Raw genomic sequence first — 14081 nt, 5'->3', positions numbered from 1 at the left:
CTTGTCAGCGTGCCCCCGGGTCTGATGAGCTGTGGCCTGGGACACAACGGACACCCTGGGAAAGGCAGATGCCGTGAGCAATGAAAGCCTGGCCAACCTCCTGAAGGAGGAGCGACGCTTCGCACCCCCCGCCGACCTGGCCGCGAACGCCAACGTCACCGCGGAGGCGTATGAACAGGCCAAGGCTGACAGGCTCGGCTTCTGGGCCGAGCAGGCCCGCCGGCTGACCTGGGCCAAGGAGCCCACCGAGACCCTCGACTGGTCGAACCCGCCGTTCGCCAAGTGGTTCCAGGACGGCGAGCTGAACGTCGCCTACAACTGCGTCGACCGGCACGTCGAGGCCGGGCACGGCGACCGGGTCGCGATCCACTTCGAGGGCGAGCCGGGCGACAGCCGCGCCATCACCTACGCCCAGCTCAAGGACGAGGTCTCCAAGGCCGCCAACGCCCTGCTGGAGCTGGGTGTCCGCAAGGGCGACCGGGTCGCCGTCTACATGCCGATGATCCCGGAGACCGCCGTCGCGATGCTGGCCTGCGCCCGCATCGGCGCCGCGCACTCGGTCGTCTTCGGCGGCTTCTCGGCGGACGCCCTCGCCACCCGCATCCAGGACGCCGACGCGCGGGTCGTCATCACGTCCGACGGCGGCTACCGGCGCGGCAAGCCCTCCGCCCTGAAGCCGGCCGTGGACGAGGCCGTCAGCCGCGTGGAGAGCGTGGAGCACGTCCTCGTCGTCCGCCGCACCGGCCAGGACGTCGCCTGGACCGAGGGCCGCGACGTGTGGTGGCACGACGTGGTCGACCGCCAGAGCAGCGAGCACACCCCGGAGGCGTTCGGCGCCGAGCACCCGCTGTTCATCCTGTACACCTCGGGCACCACGGGTAAGCCGAAGGGCATCCTGCACACCTCCGGCGGCTACCTGACCCAGACGTCGTACACGCACTGGTCGGTGTTCGACCTCAAGCCGGAGACCGACGTCTACTGGTGCACGGCCGACGTCGGCTGGGTCACCGGGCACTCGTACATCGTCTACGGGCCGCTCGCCAACGGCGCCACGCAGGTCATGTACGAGGGCACGCCGGACACGCCCCACCAGGGCCGCTTCTGGGAGATCGTCCAGAAGTACGGCGTGACGATCCTCTACACGGCGCCCACCGCGATCCGGACGTTCATGAAGTGGGGGGACGACATCCCCGCGAAGTTCGACCTGTCGTCGCTGCGGGTGCTCGGCTCCGTCGGCGAACCGATCAACCCCGAGGCGTGGATCTGGTATCGCAAGAACATCGGCGCGGACCGCACCCCGGTCGTCGACACGTGGTGGCAGACCGAGACCGGCGGCATCATGATCTCCCCGCTGCCGGGCGTGACCTCCGCCAAGCCGGGCTCCGCCCAGACCCCGCTGCCGGGCATCTCCGCCACGGTCGTGGACGACGAGGCGAACGAGGTGGCCAACGGCGGTGGCGGCTACCTGGTGCTGACCGAGCCGTGGCCGTCGATGCTGCGCACCATCTGGGGCGACGACCAGCGGTTCATCGACACCTACTGGTCGCGATTCGAGGGCAAGTACTTCGCCGGTGACGGCGCGAAGAAGGACGACGACGGCGACATCTGGCTGCTCGGCCGGGTCGACGACGTGATGCTGGTGTCCGGCCACAACATCTCCACCACGGAGGTCGAGTCCGCGCTGGTCTCCCACCCGTCGGTCGCCGAGGCGGCCGTGGTGGGCGCCGCGGACGAGACGACCGGCCAGGCCATCGTGGCCTTCGTCATCCTGCGCGGCACGGCGGCGGAGAGCGAGGACCTCGTCGGCGAGCTGCGCAACCACGTGGGCGCCACGCTCGGCCCGATCGCCAAGCCCAAGCGGATCCTGCCGGTGGCCGAGCTGCCGAAGACCCGCTCCGGCAAGATCATGCGGCGTCTGCTGCGGGACGTCGCGGAGAACCGCCAGCTCGGGGACGTCACCACGCTGACGGACTCCACGGTCATGGACCTCATCCAGGCGAAGCTTCCGGCCGCGCCGAGCGAGGACTGACCGGCACACCTGCCCGGACGGGTGCCGGAGGGCGAGACCCAGCCCGCCGGCACCCGTCCGGACCAGTGCACCGCCGCCCGTGCCCCCGCTCGTGGGGGCACGGGCGGCGTCCTGTGTGGCGGGCCGCGATCTGTGAGGCGAACCACGCCCGGCTCCCGCGCGACGTCCGGGCACGGCTCGGCGGACTCGCCGGCCGGCCGCCATCTCCGCAGGTCAGCCCCACGCCCCTGCCTGTTCCCCTGCCAAGGCACCGTCGGCCGCTCCGCGCCCGGGTCACAGATGCTGCTGGTGCGGCCGGGGGGCACGTTAGCTACGCTAAAGAACGGCAAAAGTAGTCTCATGGAGCGCCGGGAAGTCTGGTCGGCACACGATTCGTGCTGCCCGTCCACCAGAGGAAATGCCTGTGAGCGCCCCCACCCCCACCCCCCGCAAGAGCTTCGGACGGCTCTCCCTCCCCGAGCGGAACTTCGTCGCGGAGGCCCTGCGCACGGAGACCGTCGGCGGTGTCCTGCTGCTGCTCGCCGCCGTCGCCGCGCTGCTGTGGGCGAACATACCCGCGCTGGGTGACAGCTACGAGACCGTCAGCCACTGGCACTTCGGCCCCTCGTCGCTCGGGCTGAACCTGTCCGTCGCGCACTGGGCGGCCGACGGCCTGCTCGCGATCTTCTTCTTCGTCGCCGGCGTCGAGCTCAAGCGGGAACTGGTCGCCGGTGACCTGCGCGACCCGAAGGCCGCCGCGCTACCCGTCGTCGCCGCCCTGTGCGGCATGATCGCGCCCGCGCTGGTCTACACGCTCACGGCAGGAGTGGGCGGCGGCTCCCTCGCCGGCTGGGCCGTGCCCACCGCCACCGACATCGCGTTCGCGCTGGCCGTGCTCGCCGTCATCGGCACCTCGCTGCCCAGCGCGCTGCGCGCCTTCCTGCTCACCCTCGCGGTCGTCGACGACCTGTTCGCGATCCTGATCATCGCGATCTTCTTCACCGACCAGCTGAACTTCGCCGCGCTCGGCGGCGCGGTCGCGGGCCTGGTCGTGTTCTGGCTGCTGCTGCGCAAGCGGGTGCGCGGCTGGTACGTGTACGTGCCGCTGGCCCTGGTGATCTGGGGGCTGATGTACAACAGCGGCATCCACGCCACCATCGCCGGTGTCGCCATGGGCCTCATGCTGCGCTGCCACCGCGAGGAGGGCGAGGAGCAGTCCCCCGGCGAGCACATCGAGCACCTGGTCCGGCCGCTGTCGGCGGGCTTCGCCGTGCCGATGTTCGCGCTGTTCAGCGCCGGTGTCGCGGTCTCCGGCGATGCGCTCGGAAAGGTGTTCACCCAGCCCGAGACGCTCGGCGTCGTCCTCGGCCTGGTCGTCGGCAAGACGTTCGGCATCTTCGGCGGCACCTGGCTGACGTCCCGGTTCACCCGCGCCTCCCTCAGCGACGACCTGGCCTGGCCGGACGTGTTCGCGGTGGCCACGCTCGCCGGCATCGGCTTCACCGTCTCGCTGCTCATCGGCGAGCTGGCCTTCGAGGACGACGCGACGATGGCCGGCAGCGTGAAGGCCGCCGTCCTCACCGGCTCCGTCCTCGCCACCGTCCTGGCGACCGTCCTGCTGAAGATCAGGAACGCCAAGTACCGCAAGCTGGCCGAGGAGGAGGAGCGGGACGAGGACCTGAGCGGCGTGCCGGACGTCTACGAGCAGGACGACCCGGAGTACCACCTCCGTATGGCCGACATCCTGGAGAAGAAGGCCGCCGAGCACCGTCGGCTCGCCCGGGAGAAGGCCGCCGCGCGAGACGCGCTTGCACAAGTGCCGGGCGGGGCAGGCGATCGGCACGACGGTCCGGCATGATCTGACGAGACGGTACAAAAGAACGGGACCGTCCCGCGCAGGCACGACGGACGTACGCGAGGCGTACGGAGAAGAGGGAGACCGCGATGAGCGCACCCGACGGCAGCCCGGTCGGCGCCGAACGCAGCATCGGCCAGCTGTTCGCCACGGCGACGGCGGAGATGTCGGCGCTGGTGCACGACGAGATCGCGCTGGCGAAGGCGCAGCTCAGGCAGGACGTGAAGCGGGGCGCGACGAGCGGCGGCGCGTTCATGGCGGCGGGCGTGCTGCTGCTGTTCTCCCTGCCGATGCTGAACTTCGCGCTCGCCTACGGCATCCGCACCTGGAGCGGCTGGAACATGGCGGTGTGCTTCCTGCTGTCCTTCGCGGCGAACTGCCTGATCGCGGGGCTCCTCGCCCTCATCGGCATCGTGTTCGCCAAGAAGGCCAAGAAGGGCCGCGGTCCGCAGAAGGTCGCCGCCTCGGTGAAGGAGACGGCGGGCGTGCTGCAGAAGGCGAAGCCGCACCCGCGTCCTGCCCTCCCCGAGCACCGTGGCCCCGAGGCCATCGAGGCTGTGGCACGCTCGTCCTCATGACGGACCCCGCCACTCCTTCGGCGCAACCTGCCTCGGTCGTACGCCTGGACCTCCCGGACGCCCCGGGACTCGTCCACCGGGACGTCGCCGCCAACGGCGCCCGGTTCCACATCGCGGAGCTGGGCGACGGCCCGCTGGTGCTGCTGCTGCACGGCTTCCCCCAGTTCTGGTGGACCTGGCGGCACCAGCTCACGGCGCTCGCCGACGCCGGGTTCCGGGCCGTCGCCATGGACCTGCGGGGCGTCGGCGGCAGCGACCGCACCCCGCGCGGCTACGACCCGGCCAACCTCGCCCTGGACGTCACCGGCGTGATCCGCTCCCTGGGCGAGCCGGACGCCGCGCTCGTCGGCCACGACCTGGGCGGCTACCTCGCCTGGACGGCCGCGGCGATGCGTCCCAAGCTCGTCCGGCGGCTCGTGGTGTCCTCGATGCCGCATCCGCGGCGGTGGCGCTCCTCGATGCTCGCCGACGCCCGGCAGACGGCCGCCCAGTCGCACATCTGGGGCTTCCAGCGCCCCTGGATCCCGGAGCGCCGGCTCACCGCGGACGACGGGGCGATGGTGGCCCGGCTCATCGAGGAGTGGTCGGGGCCGCAGCCGCCCGACGAGAAGGTCCTGGAGACCTACCGGCGGGCCATGTGCATCCCGTCCACGGCGCACTGCTCGATCGAGCCGTACCGGTGGATGGTGCGGTCGCTGGCCCGCCCGGACGGCATCCAGTTCAACCGCAGGATGAAGCGCCCGGTGCGGGTGCCGACGCTGCATCTGCACGGCTCGCTGGACCCGGTGGTGCGCACGCGCAGCGCGGCGGGTTCGGGGCAGTACGTCGAAGCGCCGTACCGCTGGCGGCTGTTCGACGGGCTGGGTCACTTCCCGCACGAGGAGGACCCGGTGGCCTTCTCGACGGAGCTGATCAACTGGCTGAAGGATCCCGAGCCGGACCGCTGACGGGCCGACCGGTCATACGAACGCCAATTGCCTGGCGCATAGGCCAATTGGCGGCCCCTCAGGCGGTTATGGACCTTGGGGCGGGGGCACACGTCCGGGTATGGGCTGGACGCACGACTACAGTGACGCAAGCCGCAATCGCCGCTCGGCGAGCGGTGTGGGCTCCCACCAGCGAGGCGGTGCACCACAGATGGCAGCTACGGATCTCAGGGTCGGCATCCCGCGCATTCTCCGCCGCCGTGCGCGCTGGGTATCGGTCCGGCTCCGTCACCCGCGGGGCTGACGGTCCGTCCGGCTGTTCCTGACGTCCCGGCAGCTCCCGGTCCCGTTACCGCTCAGAGCGCGCACTTGTCGCTGTCCACCTCCTGGGCGGCGCTGCGGCCCCTGGCGATGTCCTCGCGGATCTCGTCCACGGTCAGCGCGTATCCCGTCCGGTCGTCGTCCAGCGACTTCGCGAAGATGACGCCGTACACCTCGCCCTCGGGCGTGAGGAGCGGGCCGCCGGAGTTGCCCTGACGGACCGTCGCGAACAGCGAGTACACGTCGCGGCGCACCGTGCCGCGGTGGTAGATGTCGGGGCCGTTGGCCGTGATGCGCCCCCGCAGCCGCGCCGCGCGGACGTCGTACGCGCCGTTCTCCGGGAAGCCGGCGACGATCGCGCCGTCCCCGCTGCTCGCGTCCTCCGCGGCGAACCGCAGCGCGGGGGCATCCATGTCGGGCACGTCGAGCACGGCGATGTCGCGCTTCCAGTCGTACAGGACGACCGTGGCGTCGTACATGCGGCCCTCGCCGCCTATCTGCACGACCGGCTCGTCGACGCCGCCCACCACATGGGCGTTGGTCATGACGCGCCGGTCGTCGAAGACGAAGCCGGTGCCCTCGAGCACCTTGCCGCAGCTGGTCGCCGTGCCCGTCACCTTGACGATGGAGCGCTGCGCGCGGGCGGCGACAGGGCTGCCCGCGAGCGCCGGGTCGGGCGGACGGACGTCCGTGATGGGCTCGTTGGCGAACGGGCTGAAGACCTGCGGGAAGCCGTTCTGCGCGAGGACGGACGAGAAGTCGGCGAACCAGATGTCCGCCTGGTCCGGCAGCGCCCGGGAGACGCCGAGCAGCACCTTGGAGCCGCGCACCTCCTTGCCGAGCGTCGGCAGCGTCGTCCCGGCGAGGGCGGAGCCGATCAGCCAGGCGACCAGGAGCATCGCGACGACGTTGACGAGGGCCCCGCCGGTGGCGTCGAGGGCGCGGGCGGGGGACCAGGTGATGTACCGGCGGAGCTTGTTGCCCAGATGGGTGGTCAGGGCCTGGCCGACGGAGGCGCACACTATGACCACCACGACCGCCACGACGGCGGCGGTGGTGCCCACCTCGGAGTTGTCCGTCACCGCGTCCCAGACGACGGGCAGCGTGTAGACGGCGATCAGGCCGCCCCCGAGGAACCCGATCACCGACAGGATGCCGACGACGAAGCCCTGTCGGTATCCGACCACGGCGAACCACACGGCTGCCACCAGCAGCAGGATGTCCAGCACGTTCACCGATTCAAGCCTCGCCTCGTCCTACGCAGCACGGCGCCCACCCTGTCACGCCCTCCAGTCCAGCGGGACCTGCTTGTCCCGATCCCAGGGGCGCTCCCAGCCCGCGAAGTGCAGCAACCGGTCGATGACCCCCGCGGTGAACCCCCACACGAGGGCCGACTCGACCAGGAACGCGGGTCCGTGGAAGCCGCTGGGGTGGATCGCGGTCGCGCGGTTGTCCGGGTGGGTGAGATCGGTCACGGGCACGGTGAACACCCGCGCCGTCTCGTTCGGGTCGACGACGCCGACGGGGGTGGGCTCGCGCCACCAGCCGAGCACGGGCGTCACGACGAAGCCGCTGACGGGGATGTAGAGCCTCGGGAGCACGCCGAAGAGCTGCACGCCGGACGGGTCGAGCCCGGTCTCCTCCTCGGCCTCACGCAGCGCCGCCCGCAGCGGTCCGTCGCCCTGCGGGTCGCCGTCCTCGGGGTCGAGGGCGCCGCCGGGGAAGGACGGCTGCCCGGCGTGCGAGCGCAGCGAACTGGCCCGCTCCATGAGCAGCAGCTGGGGCCCGCGCTCGTCCTCGCCGAAGAGAATCAGGACGGCGGACTGCCGCCCCGAGCCGTCCTTCGGCGGCAGGAAGCGGCTCAGCTGCGTGGGCCGGACCGTCTCGGCGGCGTGGACCACCGGGTCCAGCCACGCGGGCAGCCCGTCCCTGCTCAGGGCCACCGGGCCCCCCTGCGTCCCGCTCGCGCGCGTCATGCCCACCCCCGTCGTCCGGCCCCGTCCCACGCGTCCAACGCACGACGCCCGCGAGATCGTTCCGCGGCACGCCAGGGTGCCCGGACCGCCCTCATCCGGCCCCCAGCGGCGGGGCCGGTCTGCCCCCGGCGTCCAGATACGCCTGCGGGGGCTTCAGCCGCTGGCCCGGCTGGCCGGCCTTCTCGTACTTCAGCAGCTTCTTCGCCTTCTCCGGGTCCGTCTCGCCCTCGCCGTACGCCGGGCAGAGCGGGGCGATCGGGCAGGCGCCGCAGGCGGGCTTGCGGGCGTGGCAGATGCGGCGGCCGTGCCAGATGACGTGGTGGGAGAGGTCGGTCCAGTCGCTCTTCGGGAACAGCGCGCCGACCGCCGCCTCGATCTTGTCCGGGTCGGTCTCGTCGGTCCACTTCCAGCGGCGCACCAGGCGCTGGAAGTGAGTGTCGACCGTAATGCCGGGGCGGCCGAACGCGTTGCCGAGCACGACGAACGCGGTCTTGCGGCCCACGCCGGGCAGCTTGACCAGGTCCTCCAGCCGGCCCGGCACCTCCCCGCCGAACTGCTCCACCAGCGCCTTCGACAGACCGATGACGGACTTGGTCTTGGCGCGGAAGAAGCCGGTGGGGCGGAGGATCTCCTCCACCTCCTCCGGGTCGGCGGCCGCCAGGTCCTCGGGGGCGGGGTACTTCGCGAACAGCGCGGGCGTCGTCTGGTTGACGCGCAGGTCGGTGGTCTGGGCCGACAGCACGGTGGCGACGACGAGTTGGAAGGGGTTCTCGAAGTCCAGCTCGGGGTGGGCGTACGGGTAGACCTCGGCGAGCTCGCGATTGATACGGCGGGCCCTGCGCACCAGCGCGGTGCGGGACTCGCCCTGCGGGTGCGCGGCGACCGTCTTCGCCGGGGCGGCCGGAACGGAGGCGGTCGCCTTTTTCGGCGCGACGACCTGCTTCCTGGGGGCGGGAGCCTTCTTGAGAGCGGCGGACGACTTGGCGGGGGCGGCCTTCTTGGCGGACCTGGCGGACGCCTTCTTCGCTGCGGGCTTCCGGGCGGGAGCGGCCTTGTCGGCTGCGGCCTTCTTCCCGGCGGACTTCTTCGCCGTGGCCTTCTTCTCCGCGGCCTTCTCCGCCGTGGCCTTCTCCGCCGTGGCCTTCTCCGCCGTGGCCTTCTTCGCAGGCGTCTTCCGCGCAGGTGCGGCCTTCTTCGCGGAGGCGGGCCCCGCGGCGGCAGCCGTCCTCGCGGCTTTCGCCGTCTTCCTACCGCCATCGGAGACCTGTTCGCCCACAGCGGAATCGCGTTCTGCACTCACCCGCGCAGCCCCCTCGGCCTGTGCTCTCACCGGCGTTTTGGACACCCGGCCAGCCTACGACCCGGCACGGACATCCGCCCCGGACCCTGAAGATCGGCGTCCAATTGGACCCCTGCCGCATACCCCGGCCGACCCGTGCGGCATCCTTGTGACAGATCACACTGTTTGGACGGTCCGGCAAAATGGGAACCACGGTCCCCTGGCACGCAGGGGAACCAAGATCCCCTGAGCAGGTCGAATAGGAGAGAACTCGTGGACGACGTTCTGCGGCGGAACCCGCTTTTCGCGGCGCTCGACGACGAGCAGGCCGCGGAGCTTCGCGCCTCCATGAGTGAGGTGACCCTGGCACGGGGCGACTCACTGTTCCACGAGGGCGACCCGGGAGACCGCCTGTACGTGGTCACCGAGGGCAAGGTGAAGCTGCACCGCACCTCCCCCGACGGCCGCGAGAACATGCTCGCCGTGGTCGGCCCGGGCGAGCTGATCGGTGAGCTGTCCCTCTTCGACCCGGGCCCGCGCACGGCGACCGCCACGGCGCTCACCGAGGTGAAGCTGCTGGGCCTGGGCCACGGCGACCTCACTCCCTGGCTGAGCGCCCGCCCCGAGGTGGCCACGGCGCTGCTGCGCGCCGTCGCCCGCCGGCTGCGCAAGACCAACGACGCCATGTCCGACCTCGTCTTCTCCGACGTCCCCGGCCGTGTCGCGCGCGCCCTGCTGGACCTCTCGCGCCGCTTCGGCGTGCAGTCGGAGGAAGGCATCCACGTGGTGCACGACCTCACGCAGGAGGAGCTGGCCCAGCTGGTCGGCGCGTCCCGCGAGACGGTCAACAAGGCCCTGGCGGACTTCGCCCAGCGCGGCTGGCTGCGGCTCGAGGCCCGCGCGGTGATCCTGCTCGACGTGGAGCGGCTGGCCAAGCGCTCCCGCTGAGGCGTCACCCCGGCTTCTCCGCGCCCCCACGGCCCACGGCCGTGGGGGCGCGGGCGTGCCGTCACGCGGGCGGGCCGTCAGATGAGGCCGTGCTCCTTCAGGTACTCCAGCTGGGCGCGCACGGAGAGCTCCGCGGCCGGCCAGAGGGAGCGGTCGACGTCGGCGTAGACGTGGGCGACGACCTCGGAGGACGTGCGGTGGCCGTCCTCGACGGCCGTCTCCACCTGCGCGAGCCGGTGGGCGCGGTGCGCGAGGTAGTACTCGACAGCGCCCTGGGCGTCGTCCAGCACCGGCCCGTGTCCCGGCAGGACCGTGTGGACGCCGTCGTCGACCGTGAGGGACCTCAGCCGGCGCAGGGTGTCCAGGTAGTCGCCGAGGCGGCCGTCGGGGTGGGCCACGACGGTCGTGCCGCGTCCCAGCACGGTGTCGCCGGTCAGGATCGCCCGGTCCGCCGGCAGATGGAAGCACAGGGAGTCGGCGGTGTGGCCGGGGGCCGGTACGACCCGCAGCTCCAGGCCGCCCACGGTGACGACGTCCCCGGCGGCCAGCCCCTCGTCACCGAGGCGCAGCGCCGGGTCCAGGGCGCGGACCTTCGTGCCGGTCAGCTCGGCGAACCGGGCGGCGCCCTCGGCGTGGTCGGGGTGACCGTGCGTCAGCAGGGTGAGGGCGACCCGCTTGCCGGCCTGCTCGGCGGTGCCGACGACGTGCCGCAGGTGCCCGTCGTCCAGCGGTCCCGGGTCGACGACGACGGCGAGGTCGGAGTCCGGCTCGGACAGGATCCAGGTGTTCGTGCCGTCCAGCGTCATCGCCGAGGCGTTCGGGGCGAGCACGTTGACGGCCCGCGCGGTCGCGGGACCGGAGAGGACCCCGCCGCGCGGCTGGCCGGGAAGGGCGGTGGCGTCCGTCATGCGGGGGCTCCCCCGGTCGGGATGTGCTTGGTGAACTCGTCGTGCCCGGGCCAGGAGAGGACGATCTCGCCGTCCACCAGGCGCGCGGAGGCCAGCACCGGTGTGAGATCCCGCGCGGGCGCCGCGTCGAGCGCCTCCGCGGCCGTGCCGTACGCGACGAGCTGGCGCAGGGTCGCGATCGTGGGGGGCATCATCAGCAGCTCGCCCCGGTCGTAGCCGCCGGCCGCCTCGCGCGGGGTGATCCACACCGTGCGGTCGGCCTCCGTGGAGGCGTTGCGGGTGCGCTGGCCCTCGGGGAGGGCGGCGACGAAGAACCACGTGTCGTAGCGGCGCGGCTCGAACTCGGGGGTGATCCAGCGGGTCCAGGCGCCCAGCAGGTCGGAGCGCAGCACCAGGCCGCGCCGGTCGAGGAACTCCGCGAAGGACAGCTCGCGCGCGACGAGCGCGGCGCGGTCCGCCTCCCAGTCCGCGCCGGTGGTGTCGCCGACGACGGCGTCCGGGGCGGGGCCGGCGAGCAGCACGCCGGCCTCCTCGTACGTCTCCCGCACGGCCGCGCAGACGATCGCCTGGGCGCCGGCGCGGTCCACGCCGAGCCGGTCGGCCCACCAGTCGAGCGAGGGTCCGGCCCAGCGGACGTGCCGGTCGTCGTCCCGCGGGTCGACGCCGCCGCCGGGGTAGGCGTACGCGCCGCCCGCGAACGCCATGGACGTACGGCGGCGCAGCATGTGCACGGCGGGTCCGTCGCCGGTGTCCCTGAGGAGCATGACGGTGGCCGCGCGTTTCGGCGTGACGGGTGCCAGCTCACCGCTCGCCAGCGCTCGGATCCGCTCGGGCCACTCCGGCGGGTACCACTGCCCGCCAGCCTGCGCATTCGCCATGGCCGGAGGCTATCCCGAGACGCCCGGATGTTCGAGTGCCTCTTGGGGCGGAGGGGGGCCGCCGGTGGCGTGGGGTGGCCGAGGCCGCATCCCCGCCCGGGGCCGGACGTGCCGCACCCCGCCCGAGGGCCGGACATGCCGCGCCCCGGCAGGCGCGGGGCCGGCCGGGGCGGCGTACGTTCGCGGCGGATGGGGTGCGAGCGGCGTGTGTTCGGGGCGGAGGGAATGCAGCCGGTGCCGCGGGTTGCCCGAGCCTGCACCCCCGCCCGGGGTCCGGACGTGCCGCACCCCGGCAGGCGCGGGGCCAGCCGGGGCGGCGTACGTTCGCGGCGGATGGGGTGCGAGCGGCGTGTGTTCGGGGCGGAGGGAATGCAGCCGGTGCCGCGGGTTGCCCGAGCCTGCACCCCCGCCCGGGGTCCGGACGTGCCGCACCCCGGCAGGCGCGGGACCGGCCAGGGCGGCGTACGTTCGGGGCGAAGGGGTGCGGCCGGAGGCGCGGGGCGCCCGGGCCCGCACCCCCGCCCGGGGCCGGACATGCCGCGCCCCGGCAGGCGCGGGGCCGGCCGGGGCGGCGTACGGCGATCGACGGCGGCGTGGTCCGGAGGAGATCCGGGGACGGCCCGCCCGGAGGGCTTACGCCTCCGTGAGTTCCACCTGCATCTCGACCTCGACCGGCGCGTCCAGCGGCAGGACCGCGACGCCGACCGCGCTGCGGGCGTGCACGCCCTTGTCGCCGAGCACCTCGCCGAGCAGTTCGCTGGCGCCGTTGACGACGGCGGGCTGGCCGGTGAAGTCCGCGGCGGAGGCGACGAAGCCGACGACCTTCACGACGCGCGCGACGCGGTCCAGGTCACCGGCGACGGACTTGACCGCGGCGAGCGCGTTCAGCGCGCAGGTGCGGGCCAGGTCCTTGGCCTCCTCGGGGGTGACCTCCGCGCCGACCTTGCCGGTCACCGGCAGCTTGCCGTCCACCATCGGCAGCTGGCCGGACGTGAACACGTACCGGCCGGAGACGACCGCGGGCTGGTACGAGGCGAGCGGCGGGACGACCTCGGGCAGGGTCAGGCCCAGCTCGGCCAGCCGGGACTCGACGACGCCGCTCATGCCTGCTTCTCGCGCTTCAGGTAGGCCACCAGCTGCTCGGGGTTGTTCGGCCCGGGCACGACCTGGACGAGCTCCCAGCCGTCCTCGCCCCAGGTGTCCAGAATCTGCTTCGTCGCGTGGACGAGCAGCGGCACAGTCGCGTATTCCCACTTCGTCATGCGGCCGACTCTAGCCGCTGCCGCGACCGCCGCCCGCGTCGCCGTCACCCCGTCCGGGACGGCACACGGAGGCGGGAACATCACCCGGAGCCGCCGCCACGCGCGGTGAGCATTTAGGCTCGAAGGCGTGAGCAGGCTCCAGGTCGTGAGTGGCAAGGGCGGAACCGGCAAGACCACGGTGGCCGCCGCTCTGGCGCTGGCCCTGGCCGAGGAGGGGAAGCGGACGCTTCTCGTCGAGGTCGAGGGCCGGCAGGGCATCGCGCAGCTCTTCGAGACGCAGGCGCTGCCGTACGAGGAGCGGAAGATCGCCGTCGCTCCCGGGGGCGGGGAGGTGTTCGCCCTCGCCATCGACCCCGAACTGGCCCTTCTGGACTACCTCCAGATGTTCTACAAACTCGGCAGCGCCGGCCGGGCCCTGCGCAAGCTCGGCGCGATCGACTTCGCCACCACCATCGCCCCCGGCGTGCGGGACGTGCTGCTCACCGGTAAGGCCTGCGAGGCGGTGCGGCGCAAGGACCGCGGCGGCCGGTTCGTCTACGACTACGTCGTGATGGACGCCCCGCCGACCGGCCGCATCACCCGCTTCCTCAACGTCAACGACGAGGTGGCCGGGCTCGCCAAGATCGGCCCGATACACAATCAGGCGCAGGCCGTCATGCGCGTGCTGAAGTCGCCGGAGACGGCCGTGCACCTGGTCACCCTGCTGGAGGAGATGCCGGTCCAGGAGACCGCGGACGGCATCGCGGAGCTGCGCGCGGCCCGGCTGCCGGTGGGGCGGGTCATCGTGAACATGGTGCGGCCGCAGGTGCTGGACGCCGCCGACCTGGAACTCGTCGGGAGCGTGTCCCGTCCCGCCGTGGCGCGCTCGCTGTCCTCGGCGGGGCTCGGCGGCGCGCGGCGCGGCGGGCACGCGGAGCGGCTGGTGGAGCCGCTGCTGGCGCAGGCGGAGGAGTACGCCGAGCGGTACACGCTGGAGACCGAGCAGCGCGCGGTGCTGGCGGAGCTGGACGTGCCGCTGCACGAACTTCCGCTGCTGGCCGAGGGGATGGACCTGGCCGGGCTGTACGCGCTGGCGCGGAAGCTGCGCGGGCAGGGCGTGTCATGAGCGGCCGTACGCCCCGCCGGGAACGCCGGAAGAACGT

At 72.7% G+C, this 14081-nt stretch carries 14 protein-coding genes; 7 read left to right on the top strand and 7 right to left on the bottom strand.

The window, feature by feature from the left end; translation table 11 throughout:
* Positions 1 to 73 precede the first annotated feature (73 nt).
* The 5 genes from acs (at position 74) to ACQZOG_RS15755 (ending at position 5671) form a co-directional block, all read left to right on the top strand.
* A complete protein-coding gene (gene acs, locus ACQZOG_RS15775; RefSeq protein ID WP_193468063.1) occupies positions 74 to 2029 on the top strand; it encodes an acetate--CoA ligase in 1956 nt (651 codons plus the stop codon).
* Positions 2030 to 2432: 403 nt separating this feature from the next.
* Positions 2433 to 3866, top strand: coding sequence for a Na+/H+ antiporter NhaA (gene nhaA, locus ACQZOG_RS15770; protein ID WP_033274874.1), 1434 nt, complete (start codon positions 2433 to 2435; stop codon positions 3864 to 3866).
* An 86-nt stretch (positions 3867 to 3952) separates the two neighbouring features.
* Positions 3953 to 4441, top strand: coding sequence for a phage holin family protein (locus ACQZOG_RS15765; RefSeq protein ID WP_037639460.1), 489 nt, complete (start codon positions 3953 to 3955; stop codon positions 4439 to 4441).
* The gene (locus ACQZOG_RS15760) at positions 4438 to 5388 is read left to right on the top strand and encodes an alpha/beta fold hydrolase (RefSeq protein WP_230228993.1); all 951 of its coding nucleotides are present in this window, start codon (positions 4438 to 4440) and stop codon (positions 5386 to 5388) included. The genes ACQZOG_RS15765 and ACQZOG_RS15760 overlap by 4 nt, the downstream gene beginning before the upstream one ends.
* 100 nt (positions 5389 to 5488) lie before the next feature.
* The gene (locus ACQZOG_RS15755; RefSeq protein WP_078492825.1) at positions 5489 to 5671 is read left to right on the top strand and encodes a hypothetical protein; all 183 of its coding nucleotides are present in this window, start codon (positions 5489 to 5491) and stop codon (positions 5669 to 5671) included.
* Between the two features lie 52 nt (positions 5672 to 5723).
* Here the strand turns inward: ACQZOG_RS15755 and ACQZOG_RS15750 are convergent, their stop codons facing one another.
* From ACQZOG_RS15750 to nth, 3 genes are all read right to left on the bottom strand, one after another.
* A complete protein-coding gene (locus ACQZOG_RS15750; protein ID WP_058916338.1) occupies positions 5724 to 6923 on the bottom strand; it encodes a MarP family serine protease in 1200 nt (399 codons plus the stop codon).
* Between the two features lie 45 nt (positions 6924 to 6968).
* Entirely contained in the window at positions 6969 to 7664 is a 696-nt protein-coding gene (locus tag ACQZOG_RS15745; protein ID WP_033274959.1) for an NUDIX hydrolase, read from the bottom strand.
* Between the two features lie 91 nt (positions 7665 to 7755).
* Positions 7756 to 8940 (bottom strand): endonuclease III, encoded by a 1185-nt coding sequence (nth, locus tag ACQZOG_RS15740; protein ID WP_430741568.1) that lies wholly within the window; start codon positions 8938 to 8940, stop codon positions 7756 to 7758.
* Between the two features lie 276 nt (positions 8941 to 9216).
* Between nth and ACQZOG_RS15735 the strand changes: the two genes are divergently transcribed.
* On the top strand, positions 9217 to 9891 hold the full coding sequence (locus ACQZOG_RS15735; RefSeq protein ID WP_006132548.1) for a Crp/Fnr family transcriptional regulator: 675 nt from the start codon (positions 9217 to 9219) through the stop codon (positions 9889 to 9891).
* 77 nt (positions 9892 to 9968) lie between these two features.
* Here ACQZOG_RS15735 and ACQZOG_RS15730 read toward each other — a convergent pair whose 3' ends face one another.
* The 4 genes from ACQZOG_RS15730 to ACQZOG_RS15715 form a co-directional block, all read right to left on the bottom strand.
* On the bottom strand, positions 9969 to 10799 hold the full coding sequence (locus ACQZOG_RS15730; RefSeq protein ID WP_037640832.1) for an MBL fold metallo-hydrolase: 831 nt from the start codon (positions 10797 to 10799) through the stop codon (positions 9969 to 9971).
* Positions 10796 to 11677: an NUDIX hydrolase gene (locus ACQZOG_RS15725; protein ID WP_193468065.1), complete on the bottom strand. Its 882-nt coding sequence runs from the start codon at positions 11675 to 11677 to the stop codon at positions 10796 to 10798. The genes ACQZOG_RS15730 and ACQZOG_RS15725 overlap by 4 nt, the downstream gene beginning before the upstream one ends.
* Positions 11678 to 12310: 633 nt before the next feature.
* Positions 12311 to 12781: a RidA family protein gene (locus tag ACQZOG_RS15720; RefSeq protein WP_033274867.1), complete on the bottom strand. Its 471-nt coding sequence runs from the start codon at positions 12779 to 12781 to the stop codon at positions 12311 to 12313.
* Entirely contained in the window at positions 12778 to 12939 is a 162-nt protein-coding gene (locus ACQZOG_RS15715; RefSeq protein ID WP_003975360.1) for a DUF4177 domain-containing protein, read from the bottom strand. The genes ACQZOG_RS15720 and ACQZOG_RS15715 overlap by 4 nt, the downstream gene beginning before the upstream one ends.
* Before the next feature lie 127 nt (positions 12940 to 13066).
* Between ACQZOG_RS15715 and ACQZOG_RS15710 the strand changes: the two genes are divergently transcribed.
* Positions 13067 to 14044 carry an ArsA family ATPase gene (locus tag ACQZOG_RS15710; RefSeq protein ID WP_033274866.1) on the top strand — a complete coding sequence of 326 codons (978 nt, stop codon included), beginning with the start codon at positions 13067 to 13069 and terminating at the stop codon, positions 14042 to 14044.
* Positions 14045 to 14081 lie beyond the last annotated feature (37 nt).

The organism is Streptomyces sp. P13-3-3 (genome assembly GCF_050571355.1).
Taxonomy (GTDB): Bacteria; Actinomycetota; Actinomycetes; order Streptomycetales; family Streptomycetaceae; genus Streptomyces; species Streptomyces althioticus.
Note: the sequence above shows the minus strand (reverse complement) of the source record. Positions and strands in the feature narration are given on the sequence as shown.

What these genes read in the sequence shown, in the direction of transcription:
- ACQZOG_RS15730 (WP_037640832.1), bottom strand. Translation starts at nt 10,799, where the DNA reads ATGACGGACGCCACCGCCCTTCCCGGCCAGCCGCGCGGCGGGGTCCTC.
- ACQZOG_RS15725 (WP_193468065.1), bottom strand. Translation starts at nt 11,677, where the DNA reads ATGGCGAATGCGCAGGCTGGCGGGCAGTGGTACCCGCCGGAGTGGCCC.
- ACQZOG_RS15720 (WP_033274867.1), bottom strand. Translation starts at nt 12,781, where the DNA reads ATGAGCGGCGTCGTCGAGTCCCGGCTGGCCGAGCTGGGCCTGACCCTG.
- ACQZOG_RS15760 (WP_230228993.1), top strand. Translation starts at nt 4,438, where the DNA reads ATGACGGACCCCGCCACTCCTTCGGCGCAACCTGCCTCGGTCGTACGC.
- ACQZOG_RS15765 (WP_037639460.1), top strand. Translation starts at nt 3,953, where the DNA reads ATGAGCGCACCCGACGGCAGCCCGGTCGGCGCCGAACGCAGCATCGGC.
- ACQZOG_RS15715 (WP_003975360.1), bottom strand. Translation starts at nt 12,939, where the DNA reads ATGACGAAGTGGGAATACGCGACTGTGCCGCTGCTCGTCCACGCGACG.
- ACQZOG_RS15745 (WP_033274959.1), bottom strand. Translation starts at nt 7,664, where the DNA reads ATGACGCGCGCGAGCGGGACGCAGGGGGGCCCGGTGGCCCTGAGCAGG.
- ACQZOG_RS15755 (WP_078492825.1), top strand. Translation starts at nt 5,489, where the DNA reads ATGGGCTGGACGCACGACTACAGTGACGCAAGCCGCAATCGCCGCTCG.